Genomic DNA, 23706 nt, shown 5'->3' on the forward strand with positions numbered 1-23706 from the left:
CCGGCTTGGCGACGGGCCCGCTCCCCCGACCGCATGGGACCAGGAAGAGGGCAAGGGCTTGCAAGTGCGTTCAGACAGCGTTGGCAGCGCAGCGGTCGCGGCGGGTGGCGGACGGTTTCCGGCCTACTTCGACGAACGGGTCGAGACGATGCCCCGCGCCGACATAGCCGCCCTGCAGGAAGCGCGCCTGCACCTGCTGCTGGGCCACGCCTACGAGCATGCGCCGCTGATCCGGCAGGTGTGGCAGGCGGCCGGGGTCTCTCCGTCGGACATCCGCTCGCTGGACGACTTCGCCGCCAAGGCGCCGTTCACCTCGAAAGACCACGTCCGCGCCTTCCGCGACCAGGGCGGCGATCCGTTCGGGGGCATGAACAGCGCCGATCCGCACTTCCTCAAGGGTGTGACGTTCACCTCGGGCACCACCGGCGATCCCACCCCGGTGCTGCGCGGGGGGCGTTCGATCTCGGAAATCTGCACGATGCGCGACAGCTGGATGCTGGGCGCGCGTCCGGGCGACTACGTAACCGTCGTGCGCCCGACCTTCCGCGTCGGCCACGTCAACCGCCACTACCAGGAGGCGGGGCTGATCCCGATCCTGTTCAAGCACGCTCCCGCGATCCTGCCCGACTTCTTCCGGGCTGCACGGCTCTATCGGCCCAGCCTGCACTACTTCCTCTCCACCCCGCTGCTGATCGCGATGGAGGAGTATTTCGAGAAGACCGGCACCGATCCGCGCGTCATCTTCGAGGGCTGCCACGGCGCCACCGTCGGCGGAGAACCGCTCAGCCCCCGGCGGCTGGAGGTGGTGCGAAGCTGGGGGCTCGACCTGTTCGAAGTCAGCGGCCTGGGCGAATCGCTGACGCTGGTGGAGTGCCCCGCGCACGACGGCATGCACGCCTGGGAGGACCAGGCGCTTATCGAATGCCTCGACGTGCGCGACGACAGCCCGGTGGCCGACGGCGAAGTGGGCGAACTGGTGGTGACCGTCCTCAACGATCCGTTCCAGCCCATGGTCCGCTATCGAACTGATGATCTCGTCACCGTCAGCCGCGGCCCCTGCGCCTGCGGGCGTACCCATGCGCGCATTCGCATCGTCGGGCGCAAGAGCGACCAGACCTTCGTGGCTGGCAAGCCAGTCATGCCGCGCGACCTGCAACTGGCGATCGAGGGCCAGCGCGCCAGCCGCGCCGGGCTGTTTCAGATCATTCGCTTCGCCGAGGAAATGGACATCTTGCGCATCCGCATCGGCTACGATCCCGCCGCGCTGGCGAACACGGTCAAGGCGCATGGCGATGCCTTGCGCGATGCGCTCGAAGCGGCGGTGGGCGTGCCGGTGGAAGTGCTGCTGACGCCCGATGCGGAACTGCTCAAGCTGGGCCCGCCGCACAAGATACCGCGCGTCGCGAAAGCCTGAACGGCAAGACGGGGACGACAGCCGGCGACAGGCCGGGACAAGAGGAGGATCGGGTGGACGGCAATATCAGGGACAAGGTCGCCATCGTCGGCGTCGGCGCCACGCCTTACTACAGGCGCGGGCAGAGCTGGCCCAAGACGATCTACACGATGATCGGCGAGGCCATCATCGCGGCGGCGGCGGATGCCGGCATCTCGGTGAAGGACATCGACGGCTTCGCGTATTATTCCAATGCCTCCTCCGGCTATGCCGAGGCGATGGACACGGCCACTATCGTCGAGATGCTGGGCATCCCCGAAGTCACATTCACCGGCACCCTGACCGGCGGCGGCGGCGGCTCGGCGGGCGCCGTGGGTCTGGCGGCGGCGGCGTTGCTGGCGGGCGAGACGACCTACTGCGTCACGCTGATGGCACTGCAACAGCGCAAGCAGCGCCTCGGCTCATCGTTCGCGGCGCTGGCGCCCACGCCCGAGACCTCGTTCGTCCAGCCCTCGGGCCTCGTCGGGCCGGGACACCTGATGTCGATCCTCGCGCGGCGCCACATGCACGAATTCGGCACCCGGCGCGAGGCTTTCGCAGAGATCGCGATATCCAGTCGCATCAACGCGATGAACCGCCCCGGTGCGATCATGCGCGAGCCGATGACGCTCGATGACTATTTCAACGCGCGCATGGTGTCGGACCCCCTGTGCCTGTTCGACTTCTGCCTCGAGACCGACGGCTGCATCGCCGTCATCACCACCACCGCCGACCGCGCCAAGGACGGCAGGAGCAAGCCCGTCTACGTCATGGGCTCGACTCACGGCGGCTCGAAGGACTGGGGCCGTGCCTTCATGGGCATGCAGATGAGCGACGAATACTTCGCATCCTCGGGCCACAGCCCGATCGCCCGGCGCTTGTACGACAAGGCCGGCGTCGGCCCGGGCGACATCGACGTAGCGCTGATCTACGATCACTTCTCGCCAATGGTGCTGATGCAGCTCGAGGACTACGGGTTCTGCGCGAAGGGCGAAGGCGGCGCTTTCGTCGAAAGCGGGGCGATCCGCTTCGACGGCGGCTCGCTGCCGGTGAACACCCACGGCGGCCAGCTTTCGGAAGCCTACATCATCGGCATGACCCACATCCGCGAGGCGGTCGAACAGTTGCGGGGCGAGGCGACCAACCAGGTCGCAGACGCCGAGATCGCGCTCGTCACCGGCGGCCCCGCCAACCTGCCCGTCAGCGGCATGATCCTTCGGAGATAACGGATATGGCACAGACCAAGGCCCTGACCGGCGACGGCATCGCCGTCACCGTCAGCCCGATGACCGAACCCTACTGGCAGGCCACGCGCGAACGCCGGCTGGTGGCGGCCAAGTGCACCCACTGCGCGCACTTTCGCGTGCCGTTCCTGCCATTCTGCCCGAAGTGCAATGAGCAAGAGGTGGAATGGGTGGAACTGACCGGACCCGGCACGCTCTACAGCTTTACCTTCTACCCTCACCCGCAGCGGGAGTCGGCGGACGATCCGACCATGCTCGCCCCCGCGATCGTCGAGTTCGCCGAAGCGCCGGGCGTCCGGTACGCCGGCAACATGATCGACATCGACACCACCCGGATCGCCATCGGCATGAAGGTCGAGACCGACTGGATCTTCAACGGCGAAGGCTGGGGACTTCCCGCCTTCCGCCCGGTTTCTTGACCTCGACCAACGGCAGAGCACGATCATGGACTTCACCTGGACACCCGAACAGCAGGACTATCGCCAGCACTTGCGCGCCTTCATCGCCAGGTCGCTGCCCGCTGACTGGGAGGAAAAATCGAACTACGACCCGGGCTCGCCCTACGTGGTCGATTTCGCGCGCGACTTCTGCCCGGCGCTGGCCGCCGAGGGGCTGTTGATCCCGCACTGGCCGGTCGAACAGGGCGGCGGCGGCGCCGACCCCTGGTTCCACTGGATCCTGGGCGAAGAGATGTTCGCGGTGGGCGAGCCGCGCAGCTACCAGTACATGAACGTCAACTGGATCGGCCCGGCCCTGCTGCGCTACGGCAGTCCCGCCCAGCAGGCGCTGCACATCCCGCAGATCACCGGCGGTTCGGTGTTCTGGTGCCAGGGCTTCTCCGAGCCGAGCGCGGGCTCCGACCTCGCCGCGCTCAAGACCCGGGCCGAGCGTGACGGCGACGGCTACGTGGTCAACGGGCAGAAGATCTGGACCTCGGCCGCCAGCTTCGCCAGCTACTGCTTCCTGCTGGCCCGCACAGGCCCGACCAAACGCGACATATCGGTGTTCCTGGTGCCGATGGACACGCCGGGGATCGAAGTGCGCGAAGTCATGTCGTTGACCGGGCGCCGCTCGCTCCACGAAGTCTTCCTCACCGACGTCCGCGTCGGCGAGGAAACCCGGCTCGGCGAAGAGAACGCCGGCTGGGCCATCGTCAAGGCGGTGCTTCACAACGAGCGGATCGGCGCCCCCCGCTACATCATGGCGCAGCGCGCCCTCGATGCGGCAGCGCGCGTGCTGCGCCAGGATGGGCGGTTCGACGATCCGTCGATCCAGGCCGGGCTCGGCAAGGCGCGCGCCGCCGTCGACGCCTGCCAGTTACTGTGCTTCCGCATCATCGACGGGCGCATGAAGAACGTCTCGCCCGGCGGCGAGACCAACGTGGCGCGCTATGCGCTGGCGCTGGCCGATCGCGCGGTGGGCGACTTCATCGGCGAGCACCTCCACGATGCGCTGCTGGCGCGCGAGGAACAGACGATCCTTACCCAGTTCCGCCGCGCTGCCTCGACCGGACTTGGCGCAGGGGCCGCCGAAATCCAGCTCGACATCGTCGCCCAGAGCTTCCTCGAACTGCCCCGGAGCCATTGATCATGGACCTCGACCTGTCTTCCGACCAGCGCATGCTGCTCAGCGCCATCGAGCCGCTGCTGGCGCAGCATCGCCAGTTGCCCCAGCCCGCCGGACCCGACTACGTGGTCTTCGGGAGCGAGCTCGACGCGGCGCTGGAAGCGGCCGGCTTTTACGGCGACGGGGACGGCTTCGACCTCGAACGCGCCGATGCCGCGCTACTGCTCGACCAGATCGCCCAATGCCCTTTCGCGGTCCCGGCGATGGCGTCGCTGACGGTGGCGCCGGCACTGGGGATTGCCCTGCCTCGCCCGATCGCGCTGGCCGAAAGCCTCGACCCCCGGGTACCGATCCGCTTCCTCGCCCAGTCGCGCACGCTGCTGGTGGCGCAAGGGGATCAGGTCCTCGTGCTGGACCTCGCCGGCGCCGAGATCGTGCCGCAGGACACGATCTTCGCCTATCCCTTCGCCCGCCTTGCCAGCTATCCCGCCGAAGCGCTTCGCCCGCTGGACGGCGTGAACGCGCAGCAGTTGCGCGATGGCTGGGCGCTGGGGCTGACCTTCGAAATCCTCGGCGCGCTCCGCGCCGCCCATGCGCTGACGGTGGACTACGTCAAGCAGCGCCAGCAGTTCAAGCGCGCCATCGGCGCGTTCCAGGCGGTGCAGCACCGGCTGGCCGAAGGCGCCACCCATATCGAGGCACTGCACTACCTAGCCCACCGCGCGGCGATCGGCGGCGATCCCGCCGCTATCGCGCTGGCGGCAAGCTATGCGCAACAGCACGTCCCGCAGATCGTCTACGACTGCCACCAATTCCACGGCGCCATGGGGCTCACGCTGGAATACGTGCTGCACCACTGGACCTACAAGCTCAAGGCATTGGCGGGCGAGCTGGGCGGCGCTTCGGCGCAAGGCCGTCGCGCGGCGCAGCTGTTGTGGAGCGAAGCGGCATGAGGATTGTCGCCGAAGGGCTCAGGTTCCCCGAAGGACCCGTAGCGATGGAGGACGGCTCGGTGATCTTCGTCGAGCTGGCCCGCGGCACGCTCAGCCGCGCCTGGGGCGAGGGCAAGATCGAAGTGATCGCGGACCTCGGCGGCTCGCCCAACGGCGCCGCGATCGGCCCGGACGGGCGCTGCTACGTTGCCAACAACGGCGGGGTGAAGTTCGTCGAGGCGGGGGGCAAGCTGCGCCCTGCCGGCAACCTGCCCGATCCGGCTTGGATCGAGGCGGTAGACCTTGTCACCGGCGCCGTCGAGCGCCTCTACGATGCCTGCGACGGCCGGCCGCTGCGCCACGCCAACGACCTCGTGTTCGACGAACACGGCGGCTTCTACTTCACCGACAGCGGCAAGACCACCTCCGCCATCAATGAGCGCGGCGCGATCTACTACGCCCTGCCCGATGGCTCGGCGATCCGGCGCGTCGCCTTCCCGCTGACCAGCCCCAACGGCATCGGCCTCTCGCCCGACGGAGGCACGCTCTACGTCAGCGAGACGCCCACGGCGCGGCTGTGGGCCTGGGAAGTGACCGGGCCGGGGCAGGTGCGCAAGCTCAAGCAGAACGACATTCCCCACGGGGGCAGATTCGTGATCGGCTCGGCCAACTTCCAGCGGTTCGACAGCCTCGCGGTCTCGGCCTCGGGCAAAGTGCTCGTCGGCACCCTGACCAATGGCGGCATCAGCGAGATCTGGCCCGATGGATCGGCGATGCGCCACCATCCTCTGCCCGACGGGCACGTCACCAATCTGGCCTTCGGCGGCGAGGATTTGCGCACCGCCTACGTCACGCTCGCCGGATCGGGCAAGCTGGTGGCGCTCGACTGGCACGAGCCGGGCTTGCGCCTCGCCTACAACGGATAGGATGCCCATGACCCGTCGCACCGGATCGAGCGAGCGCCCCGACCTGCCGATCGCCGTCGTGCTCGGCGCCGCGGGCATGGGCATGGCGATCGCGCGCCGCCTCGGGCAGAACCACCGGCTGGTGCTGGCGAGCCAGTCCGCCAGCCGGATGGAGGCACGGCGCGAACAGCTCGAAAGCGAAGGCCTCGACGTCGCGGTCGTGCAGTGCGACGTCACTGATCCCGCCTCGGTCGAGGGGCTGTCGCGCTTCGTCGCGGGCCACGGCCGCTTCCGCACGCTAGCGCACGTCGCCGCGCTTTCGCCCAGTATGGCGGATTGGGATACGATCTGGCGAGTCAACCTGATCGGCGCGGCGCTGATGGAGCGCGCGATGCTCGGCTTGGCGAGCCAGGGCAGCGTCGCGATTTTCGTCTCCTCGCTCGCCGCGCACATGGCGCCGCCGCCGGCACCGACGCTGCTGGACCTCCTCGACGCCCCCCTCACCCCCGATTTCCTCGAACGGTTGGCAGAAGCCGTGGCAGAGCACACGTCGACGCAAGCCTATATCCTCTCCAAGCTTGCCCTCAACCGCCTGTGCCGCCACGCGGCTCCGCGCTGGGGGGCACGCGGCGCGCGGATCGTCTCGATGTCGCCGGGCCTAATCGCCACCCCGATGGGCGCTCTGGAGTTCGCCAACCAGCCGGGCAAGATCGACCTGCTCGACCGCACCCCGCTGGCTCGCGAGGGCACGATGCTGGAAACCGCCGACGCGGTGGAATTCCTTGCCTCGGACAAAGCCTCCTTCATCACCGGCACCGACCTGCTGGTCGACGGCGGCATCGGCGCGGTGCTGGGTATTTCGAGCGGTTAGACCGCGGTCGCATCTGACGGCTCGCGCCTATTCGATCGCACCTGTAGGATCATATCGCCGTCATCCCGCGCAGGCGGGAAACCATTCCCGCCCCTTGTTATTGCACCTTTATCAGATGGGTTCCCGCCTGCGCGGAAGGCACGGTAGGGCGCTTAATCAAACGAGAGGGGTAAAACGAGTTCGGGTTGGTTCAACCGCGATCGCTTCAACCCACGAACCCGCGCAACCGTTCGGTCACCGCCTCGGCCTCGGCTATGATCCCCGCGATCAGGGTACGGCAGTCGGGAATGTCGTGGATCAGCCCTTGCGCCAAGCTGGCGGACCAAATTCCGGCGTCGAGGTCACCCGTCTCGTAGACGATCCGTCCGCGCGCTCCGGCGACGAGGTGCTTGATGTCCTCGAAGCTCCCGCCACCCGCCTGGATTTCCAGCACCTCGCGGCTGATCGCGTTGCGGGCGACCCGCGCGGTGTTGCGGAAAGGGCGGTAGACGAGGTCGGTCTCGCGCTCGTCGTTCTCGACGATGCGGCGTTTCACATTGTCATGGATCGGGGCTTCCTTGGTGGCAAGGAAGCGCGTTCCCATGTTGATCCCATGTGCGCCCAGGGCCAGGGCCGCGACTAGTCCGCGTCCATCCGCGAAACCACCCGAGGCGACGATTGGAATCGTCAGCGCATCCGCCGCCGCCGGAATCAGGATGAGGCCTGGAACATCGTCGTCCCCCGGCCGCCCGGCGCATTCGAAGCCGTCTATCGAGACCGCGTCGACGCCCAGCTTCTGAGCCTTGAGGGCATGTCGCACCGCCACGCACTTGTGGATGATGGTGATCCCGTGCGGCTTGAACTCGGCCACCGCCTCCTCGGGCCGGCCCACAGTCTCGACGATGCGCACCCCCGCCTCAATCACCGCCTGGCGATATTCGGCGAGCGGTGTCGCATTGATCGTCGGCAGATTCGTGACGTTCACCCCGAACGGCTTGTCTGTCATCTCTCGGCACCGCGCGATCTCGCGGCCCAGCGCCTCGGGCGAGGGCTGCGTCAGCGCGGTGATGAAGCCCAGACCCCCGGCATTGGCGACGGCGGAGACCAGTTCGGCCCTCCCCACCCACTGCATGCCACCCTGCACGATCGGATGCTCGACGCCGACAAGTTCGGTAAGTTTCGTCTTCATGCGCTATCGTCCGGTAAACGCCGGGGCACGCTTTTCCATAACCGCCGCCAGCCCTTCCTTGAAATCCTCGCTGCCCAGCAGCATCGCCTGCGCCAGCACGTTGGCGGCCCATTCCTTCTCCATCGTCGATTCCAGACCACGATGGAGACCCTGCTTCGCCAAGGCATAGGCCTGCGGCGCCACTTGCGTAAGCTCGCGCGCAAATGCCTCGCGCCGCTCGGCCAGCGCCTCGGGCGCGACGACGTCGACCACCAGGCCGAGCCGAAGCGCCTCGTCCGCCTTCATCGGCCGACCGCGCAGCACCATATCGGTCGCCGGGCCCAGCCCGACCAGCCGGGGCAGCAGCATCATGCCCCCCAGCGGCGGCAGGATACCCAGCTTGATCCAGCTCTCCTGGAAAAATGCGGTATCGGCAACGAGGCGATAGTCGCACACCAGCGCCAGTTCGCAGCCCACCGTCACAGCCGCGCCGGCGAAGGCGCACAGCGTAGGCTTGGGACAATGCCACAGCGCGCGCGCAGCGCCCTGGAAACTGCGATAGACCTTGTCCTTCACCACCAGCGCGGGGGTGCGCGACAGGTCCTGTAGGAACGAAAACTCGGCCCCCGTAACGAAATGCCGCCCCTTGGCGGTGAGTACGATGGCGGCCACCGCAGGGTCTTCGGTCAGCTGCGTCACGGCGCGGCCGATTTCGTCCATCGTCTCGGCCCGCACGCTGTTGTGCGCCTCGGGCCGGTGGATGGCAATCGTACCAACACGCTCGGTGCAAGTGACCTCAATGTCGCGATAGGTCATCGGCCGTCCTTGTTGCGGTTGGTGAAGGCCTCGCGCCGGGCCTGGAACTCGTGCCCGAAGATCAGCGAGGTTTGGGCGATGCGTTCGATATCGCGCGCGGTGCCACGATCGGTGGCGGCAACCGCATCGATGGTCAGCTTGCTCAACCCCAGCGCCTCGCGCGGCAGCGCCACCAGCTCCCGCGCGAAGGCATCGACCCGCGCGGCGAAGACTTCCGCGGGATGGACCGCATGGACGAGGCCGATCGCCAGCGACTGCGCCGCATCGACCGTCTGCCCCGCCATCGCGATCCACTTGCTCCAGTGCGGCCCGACGAGCCGCGTCAGACGGCTGATCCCGCCGCTTCCCGATATCGTCCCCAGTCCCACTTCGGGCAGTCGGAAACTGGCCGTGTCGCTGGCGAGGCGGAAGTCGCACGAGACCGCCATCTCCAGCCCCGCGCCCAGGCATGGTCCCTGCGCCGCCAGCACGATCGGCTTCTCCACTGCTTCCATTTCGTCGTACAAAAGATGGTGCCGGCGGTAGAACCGGCGATATTCCGCACCGGCAGACGGCGTATCGGCGGCAATGTCTCCGCCCCGGCCTGTGACCGTCTTCAGGTCAATCCCGGCGGAGAAATAGTGTCCCTGCGCAGCGATCACGAGCACGCGCAGGTCCGGCCGGTCGCGCAGCGCGGTCACCGCCTGCCACAAACTTTCGGTGATCGCATCGTCGATGGCGTTGAGCTTTTCGGGCCGCGCCAGCGTGACGGTGAGCACCCCGTCCTCCTCGCGTAGCAGCGCGTGGTTCTGCGGGCCGCTCATGCCACGAGGTCCTGGAACGCTTTGTCCTTGTCGACGCGCGGCTCGCCCGGCAGGCCCAGGCACCGCTCGCCGATCTGGTTGCGCAGGATCTCGTCTGTGCCGCCGGCGATGCGCATGGTTATCGCGAACATGTAAGCCTCGAAGCTCTGGCGCTGGTGCGGATTGAGCGGGCCGGCGAATACACCGGCCGCATCGTCCAGCTCCATCGCAAAAGCGGCCATCTCCTGGACCTTGGTGGCGAAGGCGAGCTTGGCGAGCGCCGCTTCGGGTCCTGGCACGCCGCCCTTGGACATCAGCGTCATGAGGCGATAACGATACCACGCCAGCCCCTGCCCGCGCGCGTACCATTGCGCCAGCTTCTCGCGCGTGGCGCCATCCTCCACCGGCGCGCGGCCCGATGGACCGGGCCGCTGCGCCAGCGCGAAGACGTCGTCGAACGTGATGCTCTCGCCCGCCTCGTCGCCGATCATCCGCTCGCTCATCAAGGTCGCCATCGAGACGCCCCAGCCGCCGCCGACCGATCCCAGCCGCGCACTGTCAGGGATCACCACGTCGGTGAGGAACACCTCGTTGAACTCGGACTGCCCGGTGATCTGGCGGATCGGACGGATTTCGATGCCCGGCGTTGCCATGTCGAGGAGGAAGAAGGTCAGCCCCTTGTGCTTGGGCACGGTGGGATCGGTGCGCGCCAAGAGGATCGCCTTGTGCGCGTGATGCGCCCAGCTCGACCACACCTTTTGGCCGTTGACCACCCAGTTGTCGCCCTCGCGCACCGCCTTGGTGCGGATGCCGGCAAGGTCGGACCCTGCACTGGGCTCGGAATAGAGCTGGCACCACAGCACGTCGCCCCGGAGCGTCGGCGCCGCTAGGTCCTCGACCTGGTCGGGCCGCGCGTGCGCCAGCAGCGCCGGCACCGTCATCTGCACGCCGACATGGAGGAACGGCCCGGTGGGGATGTGATAGCGCGCCTCCTCCTCGCCGAAGATCAGCGCCTCCATCGTCGAGCCGCCGCGGCCGCCCACGCTGGTCGGCAGGGTGATCCCCGCGCAACCCGCCTCCACCTTGCGCCGCTGCCACGCACGGGCGCGCTGGACGAGTTCGGCCTCGCTCCACGGTTTGGCCGGCGGGTCGGCGTATTGCGCGGCATTCTCGGCCAGCCAGGCACGCGCCTCGGCGCGGAAGGCGGCTTCGCCGGGGGTATCGGAAAAGTCCATGGCGATTACCCTCTCAAGCGCTCTTTGCGGATAGCAACTGGTCGATGATGCGCCCGCTCCAGTGCAAGGCGGCGCCCAGCGACACCGCGAGCAGGCGCGATCGGCGGTAGTGAAAGTGGCAGTTCGCCTCCCAGGTGAAGCTGATGCCGCCGTGGACCTGCATGTTTTCGCGCGCGGCGAATTCGTAGGCCTCGGTCGCGCTGACCCGCGCAGTGGCGGCGGCTAGCGCCCTGTCGGGCGCATCGTTCGCCATCGCCCATCCGGCGTAGTAGGCGTTGGAGCGCGCAAGTTCCACTTTGGTTAGCATGTCCGCCAGCTTGTGCTTGATCGCCTGGTACGACCCGATGGCACGGCCGAAGGCCTTGCGCTCCAGCGCATAGTCCCGGCCCATGTAGAGCGCGGCTTCAGCCCCGCCGACCTGCTCGAACGCGGTGAGGACGGCGGCCTTGTCAAAGCAGGCAAGGACCGCCGCCCGCGCATCCCCTGTGCCGAGCCGTTCGGCCGGGGCGGCGGTGAAAGTGACTACGTAGCCCGCGCGCAGCTGGTCGAAGCCGCTGATCCGCTCGCGCGCGACGCCCTCTCCCCGCGCATCTACGCAGTAGAGCCCGACCAAGCCGTCTGCGTCCTTCGCCGCGACAATCAGGTAATCCGCCACGCCCCCGTCGAGAACCGGCCATTTGACGCCGCTGAGGAAGCCGTCGCGCACGGTGCAGGCGAAGGCGTCCATGACCGCGTGTTCGGGCGCACCTGCACCTTCGAAGAAGGCCAGCGCCGCCACCGCCTCGCCAGTGCCGAGCGCGGGCAGCAGCCGTTCCTTCTGCTCGTTCGAACCACAGGCCAGGATCGCCTCGGCGGCAAGGCCCAGCGAGGAGGTGAACGGCACCGGCGCCACGACGCGGCCCAGTTCCTCGGCGATGACGCACTGTTCCAGCGTACCCAACCCCAGTCCGCCGTATTCCTCTGGAATGCCGACCATCAGCCAGCCGAGCTCGGCCACCCCGCTCCACAATGCCGGGTCGACCTCGCTGCCGTGCTCGATGGCAGCGCGCAAGCGGTCGTAGCCGACGCGTTCGGCCAAATAGCGGCGTGCCTGGTCCTGCAGCATCTTCTGTTCGTCGGTCAGATCGAAGTTCACCGAAGCACGCTCCCCGTCGCGAATGGTTTTGCCGGAGCGGGGGCGAGCCTCGACCGGGGCGCTCCGTGCACGCCAGTCATCCGCTCCACCGTCCTCTCCAAAGATGAATGCTATAAACTTATTAGGCGGGCATATGGTCGCGCGCGTGTTGTGTCAACATCCGCTCTCGTGCGAGAAGGAACCTTTCCCGGTCCGAAGGGCGCTTGCCCGGGCGTGAAGTGGGGAGTGGATCAAGGGCAGCGACACGTTATGTCGAAAGTGGAAGACGCAGCGAAAACCAAGTCGAAGGCCAAGCCAAAGCCAAAGGCGAAAGGCCAGAACAAGATCGGCCAGGTCATGCGCAACAAAGGCCTGTCCACGCGGCGCCGGATCATCGACCAGACGATGCTGCTGCTGCGCGAAACTCCCGCGCACCGCCTGTCCTCCGCGGACGTGGCGCGCGCCTGCGGGCTGACTCCGCCCGCGCTATATCTCTATTTTGCGGGCGTTCCCGAAGTCGTGCTGGCGCGGCTGGAGGAGATCATGACGCTGCGCCATCCCTATATGGACATGCTGGAGGAGCCTTGGCCCGAAACCCAGCTTTGGGACCGCGCCCGGCGCTTCGTACGCGCTTATGCTGCCTATTGGCAGGAATACGAAGTGGCGCTGCACTACCGCAATCTCATGTCCGAACAGGGCGATGAGCGTTTCATGCGCATGCGCGTGGAGATGACCAAGCCGATCGGCAAACGGCTGGAACAGCGCGTCGCGGATTCGCAGCAGAGCGGCTTCATTCCCAAGGAGCTTTCTGTGCCTGAAACCGCCGGCGCCGCGCTGTCGCTGGTGGACCACTGCGCCGCCACCGCGAGTTCCCCCTACGGCAGCTTCGGCGATTCGCGCTGGGATCGCGACCGCTTCCTCGACGCGGCCGCGTTCATGCTGATCGGCATGGTGCGCGGCAAATACAGCAGCGACGAGGAAGCGGCGGCGGCGGCCGGCTGAGGGGACCGGAAGGGCCGATAGCCACGTCGCTGTTCGGTTCGCGTCGGGACAAAACTGATCGCGAAGCGCATTCGCGGGAACGGGCTGGAGGGCGGTGCGAATGGCGAGGGCTTCACTCCCGTATGGGACGGCCCCGAAGGACCGCCCCTGCCAGGTGGTAGCCCTAGAAGCGATAAGTCCCAGTCACGCCGTACATGCGCGGCTCGCCGGGGTTGGCGGTGGCGTAGCCCAAAACAGTGCCGCTCACGTCGGTGACCGACTGGTAGTAGCGTTCCTTGGTCAAGTTGCGGCCCCATACCGAAAGCTGCAGGTCGGGGTCGTTCAGTTGAACGCTGACTTGAGCGTTCCATAGCCCATAGGCACCGACCCGCGAGACTTGCGTGGCCTCGTAGTACTGCGCCGACCGCCAGCTATAGTCGCTGTGCAGCGTCACGGACCCGAAAGAGGCCGGGATGACGAAATCGGCCGCGCCGCCTGCGGTGTACTTGGGCGATTGCGGGAAAGGCTCGCCACTTCTGTCGAGGCCGCTGTAGATGTCGATGAATTCCTTGTACTTGGGATCGATCCAACCGAAACTGCCACTCAGCGTCAGCGGTTGGAACGGCTTGGCGACGATCTCCGCCTCGATGCCCTGGATGCGTGCCTTGGCGGCATTGACGACGAAGTTGCTCGACAGGTTGTTGATCACCCGCACCGTGGCGCGCTGCACGTTGTCGTAGTTGCCGTAGAAGTAGTCGGCATTGATCCGCAGCCGGCGGTCGAACATATCGAGCTTGGCGCCGACCTCGAACGACTGGACGGATTCGGGATCGAACGGCGCCAGGCTGACGGTGTCTACGCCGCCCTGGTTGAGCCCGCCGGCGCGGTATCCCTTGGTCACCTTGGCATAGATGAAAGCATTGCGACTGGCCTGCCAGTCGACCCCGGCGGTATAGGACCAGTAGTTGAAGCTCGCCTCGCCTTCGAACTCGCACGGCGCGGTCAGCCCGCTGCGCAGCGCGCAGCCGGTTGCCCCTGTCGCCATGTTGAGCGTAGGCGCGCGTTTGCGCATGCGGCGCACGTCGTCGGTGTAGCGCAGGCCGCCGGTCAGCCGCACCCCGTCGACGATCTCGTAGGTCAGCTGCCCGTAGCCCGCCTTGGAGGTGTTGCGCGCATAAACATCCTTTACCGCGCGCGTCGGCGAAACCGGCGCCAGCGAATTGGAATCGGTGAGGTCCTGCCCCTTCTCGCGGAAGTAGAACGCGCCCACGATCCACGACAGCCGATCGCCGAACCCCTTGCCCAGTAGTTGAAGTTCCTGCGAGACCTGGTCTTGGTCGATATAGCCGCGATAGGTGTCGAGCAGCGAATACGAGGTGCCGTCAAGGTCCTGGTGATAGGTGCGTTCGAGCTCGCGATAGGAGGTGATCGACTTGAACGTCGCGCCGCCCAGATCGTACTCGATCGTGCCTCCGAACCCCAGCGTGCGGCTCTTGTTGTAGCCGAGCAAGCCCGCCCGGCTGGTGTAGAACCCGTCGGAGACATCGACCAGCGGCGGGTTGCCGGCCGGGCACCCCACCCGCGCCGCATTGGCCGCACAGGCCGCGACCACCGCCGGCGCGAGGCCGGTGGGGCTGACGTAGTAGGTGTGCTGCAGACTGCCGTTGTTCTCGCTCCAGCTCCCGTCGGCGCTGAGCAGGATCTTGAGCGGCCCGGCCCCCGGCTCGATCAGCAGTTGCGCGCGGAAGAAGTCGACGTTCTGGTCCGCCAGCGACTGCCCGGTGTAGAGCGACCTGCCGTAGCCGTCGCGCTGGTTGTGCTGGTAGGCCACGCGCACCGCCAGCTGGTCGTGCACCAGCGGCGCATTGAGCACGATCTGGCCGTTCATCGCATCGTAGTTGCCGTAGCTGGCGCGTACCGACCCGGTGAGTTCGTAGACCGGCTTGTTGGCGATCAGGTTGATCGCGCCGCCGGTGGTGTTGCGCCCGAACAGCGTCCCCTGCGGCCCGCGCAGCACCTCGACCCGCTCCAGGTCGAGCAGGTCGAGCGCGGCGCCGGCATTACGCGCGACATAGATCCCATCGACGTAGAGCCCGACGGAGGGATCGACGGTGATCGACGAATAAGTCTGGATCTGTCCGCGCAGGCCGATGTTGGCGCTGGAGCTGTCGCCGTCCTTGGCGGTGGCGATCTGCAGCGTGGGGATGGTGTACTGGATCTGCGTGACGTTGCTGATCTGCTTGCGATCGAGTGCCTCGCCAGTCACCGCGCTCACCGCGACGGGGGTGGTCTGCAGGTTTTCGGACACGCGCTGTGCAGTGACGATGATGTCGCCGATCTGTCCGCTGGTATCCTGCGGCGCCGTGGCGTCCCCCGTGCTTTCCTGCGCATGCAGGACTCCCGCGCTCGACAGGAGCGCCAGAGCGCCGGCAGAACAAAGCAGTTTGCTTCTCACGATACATATCCCTCCCAATGGCGGTCGTGTGGCTCTCTCTGGTGGAAGCCTGCGACCATACAGCGCTGCCTGACTGGAAGGCAGGCCCCGCCGGGCGCCTACACATCCTCTCCGATCGAGCGCTGCCGCACCATTAGAACAGTCGCTTTAGGAAATGAAGACACTAAAACATTATATCATTCATTTTTAGGCATGGAACTGCTCGATGCTCCGATCGCAGCAACGGTCATAACCATCCATGCAGGTCGTGCAAAGCATGCGCGCGGCATCTCTGCCTTGCGAATCCGGTCATCTCGGCCTACACGTCACTTAACAGTATTCATTTATAGGCGCTGCGAGGGAGAGGCATGTGACGGATGACGGTTTTCCGCTGCCCCACCCGGCCCCCGGTCGATCGAGGGGCGGCGCCGCGCATCCACACCCCAAAAGAAGGGCAGGCCTATCGTGACCAGAACCATCGAACCAGCGCTGGTGGGCAGCTACCCCGCCGCCAATGGCCGGGAATTTCTTCCCGTCTCGGGTGCCGAACTCGGCCGCACCCAGTTCGCCATCGAGCGAGTGCTGGGCAGCTTCCCGCTTGCCTACGGGCGGTTCGTCCTGCTCATCTCGTTGCTGGAGAACGGTGCCTACGCGCAGCCGTTCGAACGGGCGATCATGAACATGGGACTGTTGTGCACCAACGCCGACGACAGCCGCTACGAGGCGGTGCGGATCGAATCGATCTGCCGCCGCTTCGACGTCGCCGCGATCGTCGGCGTCAGCGCCGAAGTGCTGACCGGACTCGACGAGGCAGGGTTCGCGCTCGAGGCGGTGTTCCGCGACCGCATCGTCTGGGCCCGTGCAGACGCGTTCGACCGGCTCTCGCAGGTCCCCGGTATCCACGCCCTGCGCCTGATGGCCGAAGTCGGTCCCGCCTTCGCGCTTCAGTGCAGCGCGGGCGAGGGCGTGCATGTCGACAGCATCGAGTGGGACTGCAGCGCCAGCGACGGCGCGATAGTCCTGTCCAGCCGGCTGCTGCGCGCAACGCCGTTCGAGGCCCACCGCAGCGAAGTGCCGGGCGCATTGATCGCCGCGCCCTGCCCTTGCGGCAATGCCGACCTGCGGCTGGCGCTGGGCTGATGCACGGCACCCCCGACATGCGGATCGACCTGTTCCCCGCCATCCGCCAGTTCAACTTCGCCGACACCCTGCGCGAACACAGCCGCTCGCGCCCCAACATGATCGCCTCGGTCGACGGACCCGAGCGGCTCACCTACCGCCAGCTCGACTGCCGCGTGAACAAGGTCGCCGACGGCTTGCGCAAGCGCGGCGTGGGACCGGGCGACCGCATCATGTGGGTCGGCCAGAACTCCGCGCGAGTGATGGAGCTGCTACTTGCCTGCGCCAAGATCGGCGCCCAGCTTTGCCCGGCGAACTGGCGCGTGTCCCCGCCCGAGTTCGCCGATCTCGTCCACCGCTTCGATCCCAAGATCGTCTTTTGGCAGGACATCGAGGTGGGCGACATCTACCACGTCAACAAGGAAACCTGGAAGACGCACGACCGCCAGTGGGTGCAGCACGACGGTACCGGGGCGGACTGCTACGAGGCGCTTATCGAATCGGGCGAGGATCACGATCCCGAAAGCTTCGTCGATGCCGACACGCCGCTGCTGGCGATCTACACCGCCGCGTTCGACGGCGCCGCCAAGGCCGCGCAGCTTTCCCACAGCGCCATCCTGCTACAGGCGCTGCTGTCGGCGCGCGGGCAAGCGATCGACGAGACCAGCAGCTACCTGATGTCCGGCCCGATGTTCCACGTCGGCGTGCTGATGGGCGGTTTCGCCACGTTCGTCGCCGGAGGCCGCTGCGTCTACGTGCGGCGCGTCGATGCCGCCGAGCTGCTCGGCCTCGTGGAACGCGAGCATGTCAGCCATGCCTATCTTCCGGGGCCAGTGGTGGACCAAATGATGAAGCTGGACGCGGCGGGCAAGCGCGATCTCTCCTCGCTGTTCCCCAGCCGCGACCTCAAGGACTGGATGCCTCCACTCGCCATTCCCGAACACGCGCCGATGCGCCACCACATGGGGCAGTACGGGCAGACCGAGCTGATGGGCTCGGTCGTGCTGGCCTGGCTCGGCGGCAGCGGCGCCGGGCGGCCCGGGCCGTTCCTGCAGGTCCGCCTGCTCGACGAAGCCGGCCGCGAAGTGCCCGATGGCGAGACCGGCGAGATCGCCGCGCGCGGTCCGCTGGTGATGAACGGCTACTACGGCGCCGACGCGGTAAACCAGGCCCGCAGCGCCGACGGCTGGTACAGGACCAACGACCTCGGCCGGCGGAACCCCGACGGCTCGCTGTCCTTCGTCGGCCCCAAAGCGACGATGATCAAGTCGGGGCTGGAGAACATCTATCCCGCCGAAGTCGAAGCCTGCATCCGCGCCCTGCCCGAAGTCGCCGACGTCTGCGTGATCGGCGTCCCCGACGAGCGCTGGGCGCAAAGCGTCAAGGCGGTGGTGGTGCTGAACGACGACGCCGTTCTCGACGAGCACGCGGTCATCGAGCACTGCCGCCACGCGATCGCTTCCTACAAGAAGCCCAAGCTCGTCGCCTTCGCCCCCGCCCTGCCCCGCCTTCCCAACGGCTTCGTCGACCGCGCCGCGGTCGATGCCGGCTGGGGCGGCGGCGGCTACCCGCAGGTGGGCTGAGATGCACGGCATCGATCCGCTGACCGGCCCCGTCGTGCTGCATGGCCTGCACGACGGGACGGACCTCGCCGAATCCCACCCCAGCTTGAGCCGCGCCATCGACGCCGCCTACGATGCGCTTGCCGATCGCCGCATGGCGCCGATGCGCATCGTCGCGATGGACGGCACGGTGCTGATGGATCACGCCGCTCTACAGGCGGAGCTATGGGAGCTATGGGGCCAGACGGAGTACTGATCCTCCCCGGCACGCGGAGGACAATCGCATATGACGTTTCCGTTTCCGTTGCCCATCCGTCATCCTGAACTCGTTTCAGGATGACGGAGTCTAAGCCGAAGGCTCCGGTCCGGCACCCTCGAGAATCATCTCCACATACCCTGCCTCGGTCATCGCGCGCACATCCCCCGCCTCGACACCGGGGGCGAGTTCGACCAGTTCGAACGCGCTCCTGCGATCGGGCCGGCGGAACACCGCAAGGTTCGTGACGATCATGTCGACGACGTTGGCGCCGGTCAGCGGCAGGCTGCAGGCCTTGCGGAACTTGGGCGTGCCCGCCTTGTCGACGTGGTCCATCAGCACGATGATGCGCCCGACCCCCGCGACGAGGTCCATAGCACCGCCGGGGCCCTTGACCATCTTGCCCGGCACCATCCAGTTGGCGAGGTCGCCGTTCTCGGCGACTTCCATCGCGCCTAGCACTGAAAGCTGGATGTGCCCGCCCCGGATCATGCCGAAGCTGTCGGCCGAGGAGACGTAGCTGGTGCGGTCAAGCTCGGTGATGGTCTGCTTGCCGGCGTTGATGACGTCGGCGTCGACGTCCTCCTCGCGCGGGAAGGGGCCGAGGCCGAGCATCCCGTTCTCCGATTGCAGCGTCACGTCGAGCCCGGGGGCGATGTGGTTGGCGACCAGCGTGGGGATGCCGATGCCGAGGTTCACGTAGAACCCGTCCTGCAGTTCGCGGGCGGCGCGGGCGGCCATTTCGTCGCGGGTCCAGGGCATCAGGCGGCCTCCTGCCGGATCGTGCGCTGCTCGATGCGCTTCTCGTTCGCAATGGCGAGAATCACGCGCTGGACGAAGACGCCCGGGGTGTGGATCTGGTCGGGCTCCAACTCGCCTGGGCCAACGAGGTGCTCGACCTCGGCCACCGTCACCCGGCCGCAGGTCGCCGCCATCGGGTTGAAATTGCGCGCCGACTTGCGGAACACCAGGTTGCCGTAGGGGTCGCCCTTCCAAGCCTTGACGATCGCCAGGTCGGCCACGATGCCGCGTTCGAGCACGTATGTCTCGCCGTCGAAGTCCTTGGTTTCCTTGCCCTGCGCAATCAAGGTGCCGACGCCGGTGCGGGTGTAGAAGCCTGGTATCCCGGCCCCGCCGGCGCGCATCCGTTCGGCCAGCGTGCCCTGCGGGCTGAACTCGATCTCCAGTTCGCCCGAGAGGTACTGGCGCTCGAACTCCTTGTTCTCGCCAACGTAGGAGCTGATCATCTTGCGGATTTGGCGCGTACGCAGCAGCTTGCCGAGGCCGAAGTCGTCGACGCCCGCGTTGTTGGAAACCGCCGTGATCCCGCCCACGCCGCTGGCGACGAGAGCGTCGATCAACGTCTCGGGAATGCCGCAAAGGCCGAAGCCACCCGCAGCGACCGTCATGCCTTCGTGCAGCAGCCCGTCGAGGGCAGCAGCGGCATCGGAGTAGACTTTCTGGACCATCGATCCGCTCCTTTCAAAGCGTGCTGACGAGGTGGCCGCCATCGACGGTGATCGTCGATCCGGTCATGTAGCGCGAAGCGTCGGAGGCGAGCAGCAGCAGGGGACCGTCGAGGTCCTCCAGTCGGCCCAGCCGCCGCTGCGGGATGCGGTGGACCAGCGCCTGCCCCGCCTCGCTCGCGAAGAAGGCGTCATTGAGTTCGGTGGCTACATAGCCGGGCGCCAGCGCATTGACACGAATGCCGAAGCGCGCGAGCTCCAGCCCGAGCTGGCGGGTCATCTGGATCACCCCCGCCTTGGAGATCGCATAGGGTGTCACCTGCCCCCCCTGCCGCAGCCCCAGGATCGAGGCGATGTTGACGATCGACCCGCCCGTGCCTGCATCGCGCATCGCCCGGGCGACTTGCGTAGCGACGAGGAACCCGCCCTTGAGGTTGGTGTCGAGTATGAAGTCGAAGTCCGCCTCGGTCTGGTCGAGCACCGGACGGGTGTTGGTGACGCCGGCGTTGTTGACGAGCACGTCGAGCGCGCCCGCCGCCGCGACCGCAGCCGCGATGGAAGCGGTTTCGGTGACGTCGAGCCGCACCGCATCGGCGCTGCCGCCCGCAGTCACGATATCCTCGACCAGCGTGCGCAAGGCCTCCTCGCGCCGCGCGGCGACGACGACGTGGGCGCCCGCGCGCGCGAGGACGCGGGCGAAATGGGCGCCCAGCCCGCTCGATGCGCCGGTGACGAGAGCCCGCTTGCCGGTCAGGTCGAACATCGTACTATCTCCCCAGGGCCCGCCCGTCACAGCGAGCGCGCGATGATGACCTTCATGATCTCGTTCGAGCCGCCGTAGATGCGTTGCACGCGCGAATTGCGGTACATGCGGGCGATCGGATATTCGTTGACGTAGCCATAGCCGCCATGCAGCTGGAGGCATTCGTCGACGATCCGGCATTCGGTATCGGTGACCCACATCTTGGCTATCGCCGAGGTCGTGCCGTCGAGCGTGCCGTCCAGCAGTCGGCGCACACAGTCCTCGACGAAGCGGCGCGCGACGACGGCCTTGGCGCGGCATTCGGCCAGCTTGAACTGGGTGTTCTGGAAATCGTAGATCGGCTGCCCGAAGGCCTTGCGCGACCGGGTGTACTCGACCGTGGCGGCGATCGCCATGTCCATGGTCTCGACACCGTTGATCGCCATCATCAAGCGCTCCTTGGGCAGCTCCTTCATGAGCTGGTAAAAGCCCCTGCCTTCCTCGCCGCCGAGCAGGTTGTCGGCCGGCACCCACACGTCGTCGAAATACAGTTCGGAGGTGTCCTGCGCATCGTGGCCGATCTTGTCGAGCTTCTTGCCGCGCCGGAAGCCTTCGACCGCATCGGTCTCAACCACCAACAGCGAGATGCCCTTGTTGCCTAGGCTGGGATCGGTCCGCGCCACCACCACCACGAAATCGGCCAGCTGCCCGTTGGAGATGAAAGTCTTCGACCCGTTGATCCGGTAGCCGCCGTTATCTTTGACAGCGGTGGTGCGGATCGCGGCGAGGTCGGACCCCGCCCCGGGCTCGCTCATGGCGATCGCGGTGATCCGCTCGCCGCTGCACAGCCGGGGCAGCCAGCGGTGCTTCTGCTCTTCGGTCCCGTGCGCGACGATGTAGGGCACGACGATACCGTTGTGGAGCTGCAGCCCGAACCCGTCGACCTCGTTGCGCACGAGCTGCTGAAAGATCACGATGTCGTGGCGGAAATCGCCCCCGGCGCCACCGTATTCGGCCGGCACGCTGACCCCCATGAGCCCCGCCTCGCCTGCCTTGGTCCAAATGTCACGTTCGACCTGCCCCGCCTCGCGCCATTCCTCAACCCGCTTGGCAGGAGCCTCGCGCTGGAAGAATTTTGCCACCGAATCCGCGAACATCTCCAGCTCGGGGTCCTGCATGTAATCGGGAATCGCGACCTGCAACGCGGTCATGGCACATCCTTCTCCTGGCTTCTGGCTCGTCCCGCGGCGCGGGTCGGCCTCGAGATTCGCCTTGTCCTATCCGACATCATTGCCATAAAATAAAGCCAATTAATTTTTATCCGTGTTCCCGTCCAGCAAGGCTGCCCATGACAATCGAAGACGCACTCCACGCCCGCAAGTCCGTCCGTGCCTTCCTGCCCGACCCGATCGACATGGATCTCCTGCGCCACCTCCTCGCCGTCGCGGCGCGCGCGCCCAGCGGCGGCAACGTCCAGCCCTGGCAGCTCCACGTCCTCACCGGCCCCGCCCTCGCGCGGTTCCGCGAGGCCATCGCCGCGCGCGTCGCCGAACTGCCCCGCGGCGAGGAGCCCCAGTACCCCGTCTATCCGCTCGAACCGGTCAGCCCCTATGCCGAACGCATCGCCGGGATCGGGGAGGCACTCTACGGCCAGATCGGCATTGATCGCGCCGACCGGCCGGCGCGCCGCGCACAGTTTGCGCGCAACTTCACGTTCTTCGGCGCACCGGTGGGCCTGATGTGCTGCATCGACCGGCGCCTCGGCCCCGCACAGTGGGCGGAACTGGGCATGTATTTGCAGAGCCTCATGCTGCTGCTGCCCGAGAACGGCCTCGCGAGCTGCCCGCAGGGGTGCTGGGCCATGTATCCCGAAACCGTCGGCCGCTTCCTCGACCTGCCCGATCATGCGATGCTGTTCGCCGGGCTCTCGATCGGCAGGGAGGATCCCGCCGCGCCGATCAACGCGCTCGCCTCATCACGCGTGCCGCTGGACGCCTTCGCCCACTTCCACGAGGCCTGAGCCGATGCCAGCCCCCCCTCTCGCCGTCGTCGTCGAACGCTTCGGCGCGCCCGATAGTTTCGCGCTCGGCCCCGCCACTTCCCGCGGGCCCGGTGCAGGCGAAGTCGCGGTGCGCGTCGCCGCAGCCGGGCTCTCGCACGTCGACCTGCTGATCGCCTCGGGCGAATACCAGGTGCGCCCGCCGCTGCCGTTCATCCCCGGCACCGAGTTCGCCGGCATCGTCGAGGCGGTGGGCAACGGCGTCTGCCACGTCCGCGCGGGCGACCGGGTCTGCGGCTCGGGTTGGGGCGGCGCCCTCACCCGGCGGGCCATCGCGCCGGCCGAGCGGGTGCTGGCGATCCCCGCGACTATGCCATTCGACCAGGCGGCGGTGTTCCGCGTCAGCTTCACCACCGCCTGGCATGCGCTGGTCCAGCGCGGCGCATTGCGCGCCGGCGAGACGGTGCTGGTGCTCGGCGCGGGCGGCGCGGTGGGCCACGCGGCAGTGCAGGTCGCCCGCGCTCTGGGCGCCCGCGTGATCGCCTCCGCCTCCTCCCCCGCCAAGCGCGCCCTCGCCGTCGCCGGCGGCGCCGAAGCGGCGATCGACGCGCATAGCGAGACCTGGCGCGAGGACTTGCGCGCCGCCTGCGCCGGGGCCCCGCTCGACCTCGTGGTCGATCCGCTCGGCGGCACGGCGACCGAGCCCGCGTTCCGCTCGCTCGGCTGGGGCGGCCGCCATCTGGTGATCGGCTTCGCGGGCGGCGCCATCCCGCGCCTCGCCACCAACCTCGCGCTGCTCAAGGGCGCGGCGCTGGTAGGGGTGGACATCAAACAGTTCGAGGAGCGTTTTCCCGAGGCGGCGGCGCACAACCTGGCCGCACTGCTGGCGCTGCACGGCCAAGGTGCGATCGTTCCGGCGGTAGGCCGTCGCTATGCCCTCGCGGACTTCCGCACCGCGATGGAGGACGTGCGCGCGGGCGTAACGGCGGGCCGGGTGGTGGTGGAGATGGAAAGCGACGATGGCGTCTTGGCGAGCCCGTCACGCTTGGGCCCCCAACCCGACAGGGCCGATGGTGGATGAACCATCGGGCCGGGCGGCACGA

The 23706-nt window shown here is 67.3% G+C and carries 23 protein-coding genes; 13 read left to right on the plus strand and 10 right to left on the minus strand.

Annotated features, from left to right (window positions below):
- Positions 1–64 precede the first annotated feature (64 nt).
- Genes ACFFDA_RS02485 through ACFFDA_RS02515 form a run of 7 tightly spaced genes read left to right on the plus strand, consistent with a single transcriptional unit; the run spans position 65 to position 6950 of the window.
- Positions 65–1414, plus strand: a complete 1350-nt coding sequence (locus ACFFDA_RS02485; RefSeq protein ID WP_404478013.1) for a phenylacetate--CoA ligase family protein — start codon at positions 65–67, stop codon at positions 1412–1414.
- Between the two features lie 53 nt (positions 1415–1467).
- The gene (locus tag ACFFDA_RS02490; RefSeq protein ID WP_404478014.1) at positions 1468–2658 is read left to right on the plus strand and encodes a thiolase C-terminal domain-containing protein; all 1191 of its coding nucleotides are present in this window, start codon (positions 1468–1470) and stop codon (positions 2656–2658) included.
- A gap of 5 nt (positions 2659–2663) precedes the next feature.
- A complete protein-coding gene (locus ACFFDA_RS02495; RefSeq protein WP_404478015.1) occupies positions 2664–3095 on the plus strand; it encodes a Zn-ribbon domain-containing OB-fold protein in 432 nt (143 codons plus the stop codon).
- Positions 3096–3120: 25 nt separating this feature from the next.
- A complete protein-coding gene (locus ACFFDA_RS02500) occupies positions 3121–4263 on the plus strand; it encodes an acyl-CoA dehydrogenase family protein (protein ID WP_404478016.1) in 1143 nt (380 codons plus the stop codon).
- 2 nt (positions 4264–4265) lie between these two features.
- A complete protein-coding gene (locus ACFFDA_RS02505; protein WP_404478017.1) occupies positions 4266–5195 on the plus strand; it encodes an acyl-CoA dehydrogenase family protein in 930 nt (309 codons plus the stop codon).
- Positions 5192–6100 carry an SMP-30/gluconolactonase/LRE family protein gene (locus ACFFDA_RS02510; protein ID WP_404478018.1) on the plus strand — a complete coding sequence of 303 codons (909 nt, stop codon included), beginning with the start codon at positions 5192–5194 and terminating at the stop codon, positions 6098–6100. Before ACFFDA_RS02505 ends, ACFFDA_RS02510 begins: the two co-directional genes overlap by 4 nt.
- A 7-nt stretch (positions 6101–6107) precedes the next feature.
- Positions 6108–6950, plus strand: coding sequence for an SDR family oxidoreductase (locus tag ACFFDA_RS02515; RefSeq protein WP_404478019.1), 843 nt, complete (start codon positions 6108–6110; stop codon positions 6948–6950).
- 205 nt (positions 6951–7155) lie between these two features.
- On the opposite strand, the gene ACFFDA_RS02520 is transcribed toward ACFFDA_RS02515, so the two are convergent.
- From ACFFDA_RS02520 to ACFFDA_RS02540, 5 genes are read right to left on the minus strand one after another with little or no spacing between them, the layout of a single operon-like run.
- Complete coding sequence (locus tag ACFFDA_RS02520) at positions 7156–8118, minus strand: NAD(P)H-dependent flavin oxidoreductase (protein ID WP_404478020.1); 963 nt, start codon at positions 8116–8118, stop codon at positions 7156–7158.
- A gap of 3 nt (positions 8119–8121) precedes the next feature.
- Positions 8122–8913, minus strand: coding sequence for an enoyl-CoA hydratase/isomerase family protein (locus ACFFDA_RS02525; protein WP_404478021.1), 792 nt, complete (start codon positions 8911–8913; stop codon positions 8122–8124).
- Positions 8910–9716 carry an enoyl-CoA hydratase/isomerase family protein gene (locus ACFFDA_RS02530; RefSeq protein WP_404478022.1) on the minus strand — a complete coding sequence of 269 codons (807 nt, stop codon included), beginning with the start codon at positions 9714–9716 and terminating at the stop codon, positions 8910–8912. The genes ACFFDA_RS02525 and ACFFDA_RS02530 overlap by 4 nt, the downstream gene beginning before the upstream one ends.
- Complete coding sequence (locus ACFFDA_RS02535) at positions 9713–10930, minus strand: acyl-CoA dehydrogenase family protein (protein ID WP_404478023.1); 1218 nt, start codon at positions 10928–10930, stop codon at positions 9713–9715. The genes ACFFDA_RS02530 and ACFFDA_RS02535 overlap by 4 nt, the downstream gene beginning before the upstream one ends.
- Before the next feature lie 13 nt (positions 10931–10943).
- Positions 10944–12065, minus strand: coding sequence for an acyl-CoA dehydrogenase family protein (locus ACFFDA_RS02540; protein WP_404478024.1), 1122 nt, complete (start codon positions 12063–12065; stop codon positions 10944–10946).
- 249 nt (positions 12066–12314) lie between these two features.
- On the opposite strand from ACFFDA_RS02540, the gene ACFFDA_RS02545 reads away from it, so the two are divergent.
- Positions 12315–13046, plus strand: coding sequence for a TetR/AcrR family transcriptional regulator (locus ACFFDA_RS02545; RefSeq protein WP_404478025.1), 732 nt, complete (start codon positions 12315–12317; stop codon positions 13044–13046).
- A gap of 163 nt (positions 13047–13209) precedes the next feature.
- Here the strand turns inward: ACFFDA_RS02545 and ACFFDA_RS02550 are convergent, their stop codons facing one another.
- The gene (locus tag ACFFDA_RS02550; RefSeq protein ID WP_404478026.1) at positions 13210–15480 is read right to left on the minus strand and encodes a TonB-dependent receptor; all 2271 of its coding nucleotides are present in this window, start codon (positions 15478–15480) and stop codon (positions 13210–13212) included.
- A 444-nt stretch (positions 15481–15924) separates the two neighbouring features.
- On the opposite strand from ACFFDA_RS02550, the gene ACFFDA_RS02555 reads away from it, so the two are divergent.
- Genes ACFFDA_RS02555 through ACFFDA_RS02565 form a run of 3 tightly spaced genes read left to right on the plus strand, consistent with a single transcriptional unit; the run spans position 15925 to position 18396 of the window.
- Positions 15925–16599: a hypothetical protein gene (locus ACFFDA_RS02555; RefSeq protein WP_404478027.1), complete on the plus strand. Its 675-nt coding sequence runs from the start codon at positions 15925–15927 to the stop codon at positions 16597–16599.
- Entirely contained in the window at positions 16599–18161 is a 1563-nt protein-coding gene (locus ACFFDA_RS02560) for an AMP-binding protein (protein ID WP_404478028.1), read from the plus strand. Before ACFFDA_RS02555 ends, ACFFDA_RS02560 begins: the two co-directional genes overlap by 1 nt.
- A gap of 1 nt (position 18162) precedes the next feature.
- Complete coding sequence (locus ACFFDA_RS02565; RefSeq protein ID WP_404478029.1) at positions 18163–18396, plus strand: hypothetical protein; 234 nt, start codon at positions 18163–18165, stop codon at positions 18394–18396.
- A gap of 90 nt (positions 18397–18486) precedes the next feature.
- Here ACFFDA_RS02565 and ACFFDA_RS02570 read toward each other — a convergent pair whose 3' ends face one another.
- From ACFFDA_RS02570 to ACFFDA_RS02585, 4 genes are read right to left on the minus strand one after another with little or no spacing between them, the layout of a single operon-like run.
- Positions 18487–19158: a 3-oxoacid CoA-transferase subunit B gene (locus ACFFDA_RS02570; protein ID WP_404478030.1), complete on the minus strand. Its 672-nt coding sequence runs from the start codon at positions 19156–19158 to the stop codon at positions 18487–18489.
- Positions 19158–19865, minus strand: coding sequence for a CoA transferase subunit A (locus tag ACFFDA_RS02575; RefSeq protein WP_404478031.1), 708 nt, complete (start codon positions 19863–19865; stop codon positions 19158–19160). The genes ACFFDA_RS02570 and ACFFDA_RS02575 overlap by 1 nt, the downstream gene beginning before the upstream one ends.
- A 13-nt stretch (positions 19866–19878) precedes the next feature.
- The gene (locus tag ACFFDA_RS02580; protein ID WP_404478032.1) at positions 19879–20625 is read right to left on the minus strand and encodes an SDR family NAD(P)-dependent oxidoreductase; all 747 of its coding nucleotides are present in this window, start codon (positions 20623–20625) and stop codon (positions 19879–19881) included.
- A 26-nt stretch (positions 20626–20651) separates the two neighbouring features.
- Positions 20652–21815, minus strand: a complete 1164-nt coding sequence (locus ACFFDA_RS02585; protein ID WP_404478033.1) for an acyl-CoA dehydrogenase family protein — start codon at positions 21813–21815, stop codon at positions 20652–20654.
- A gap of 137 nt (positions 21816–21952) precedes the next feature.
- Here ACFFDA_RS02585 and ACFFDA_RS02590 point away from each other — a divergent pair, with 137 nt between their 5' ends.
- Both ACFFDA_RS02590 and ACFFDA_RS02595 read left to right on the plus strand, forming a co-directional pair.
- Positions 21953–22624: a nitroreductase gene (locus ACFFDA_RS02590; protein ID WP_404478034.1), complete on the plus strand. Its 672-nt coding sequence runs from the start codon at positions 21953–21955 to the stop codon at positions 22622–22624.
- A 4-nt stretch (positions 22625–22628) separates the two neighbouring features.
- On the plus strand, positions 22629–23684 hold the full coding sequence (locus tag ACFFDA_RS02595; RefSeq protein ID WP_404478035.1) for an NADPH:quinone oxidoreductase family protein: 1056 nt from the start codon (positions 22629–22631) through the stop codon (positions 23682–23684).
- The last annotated feature ends 22 nt before the right edge of the window (positions 23685–23706 follow it).

This window comes from Novosphingobium sp. BL-52-GroH (assembly GCF_044813085.1).
Lineage (GTDB): Bacteria > Pseudomonadota > Alphaproteobacteria > Sphingomonadales > Sphingomonadaceae > Novosphingobium.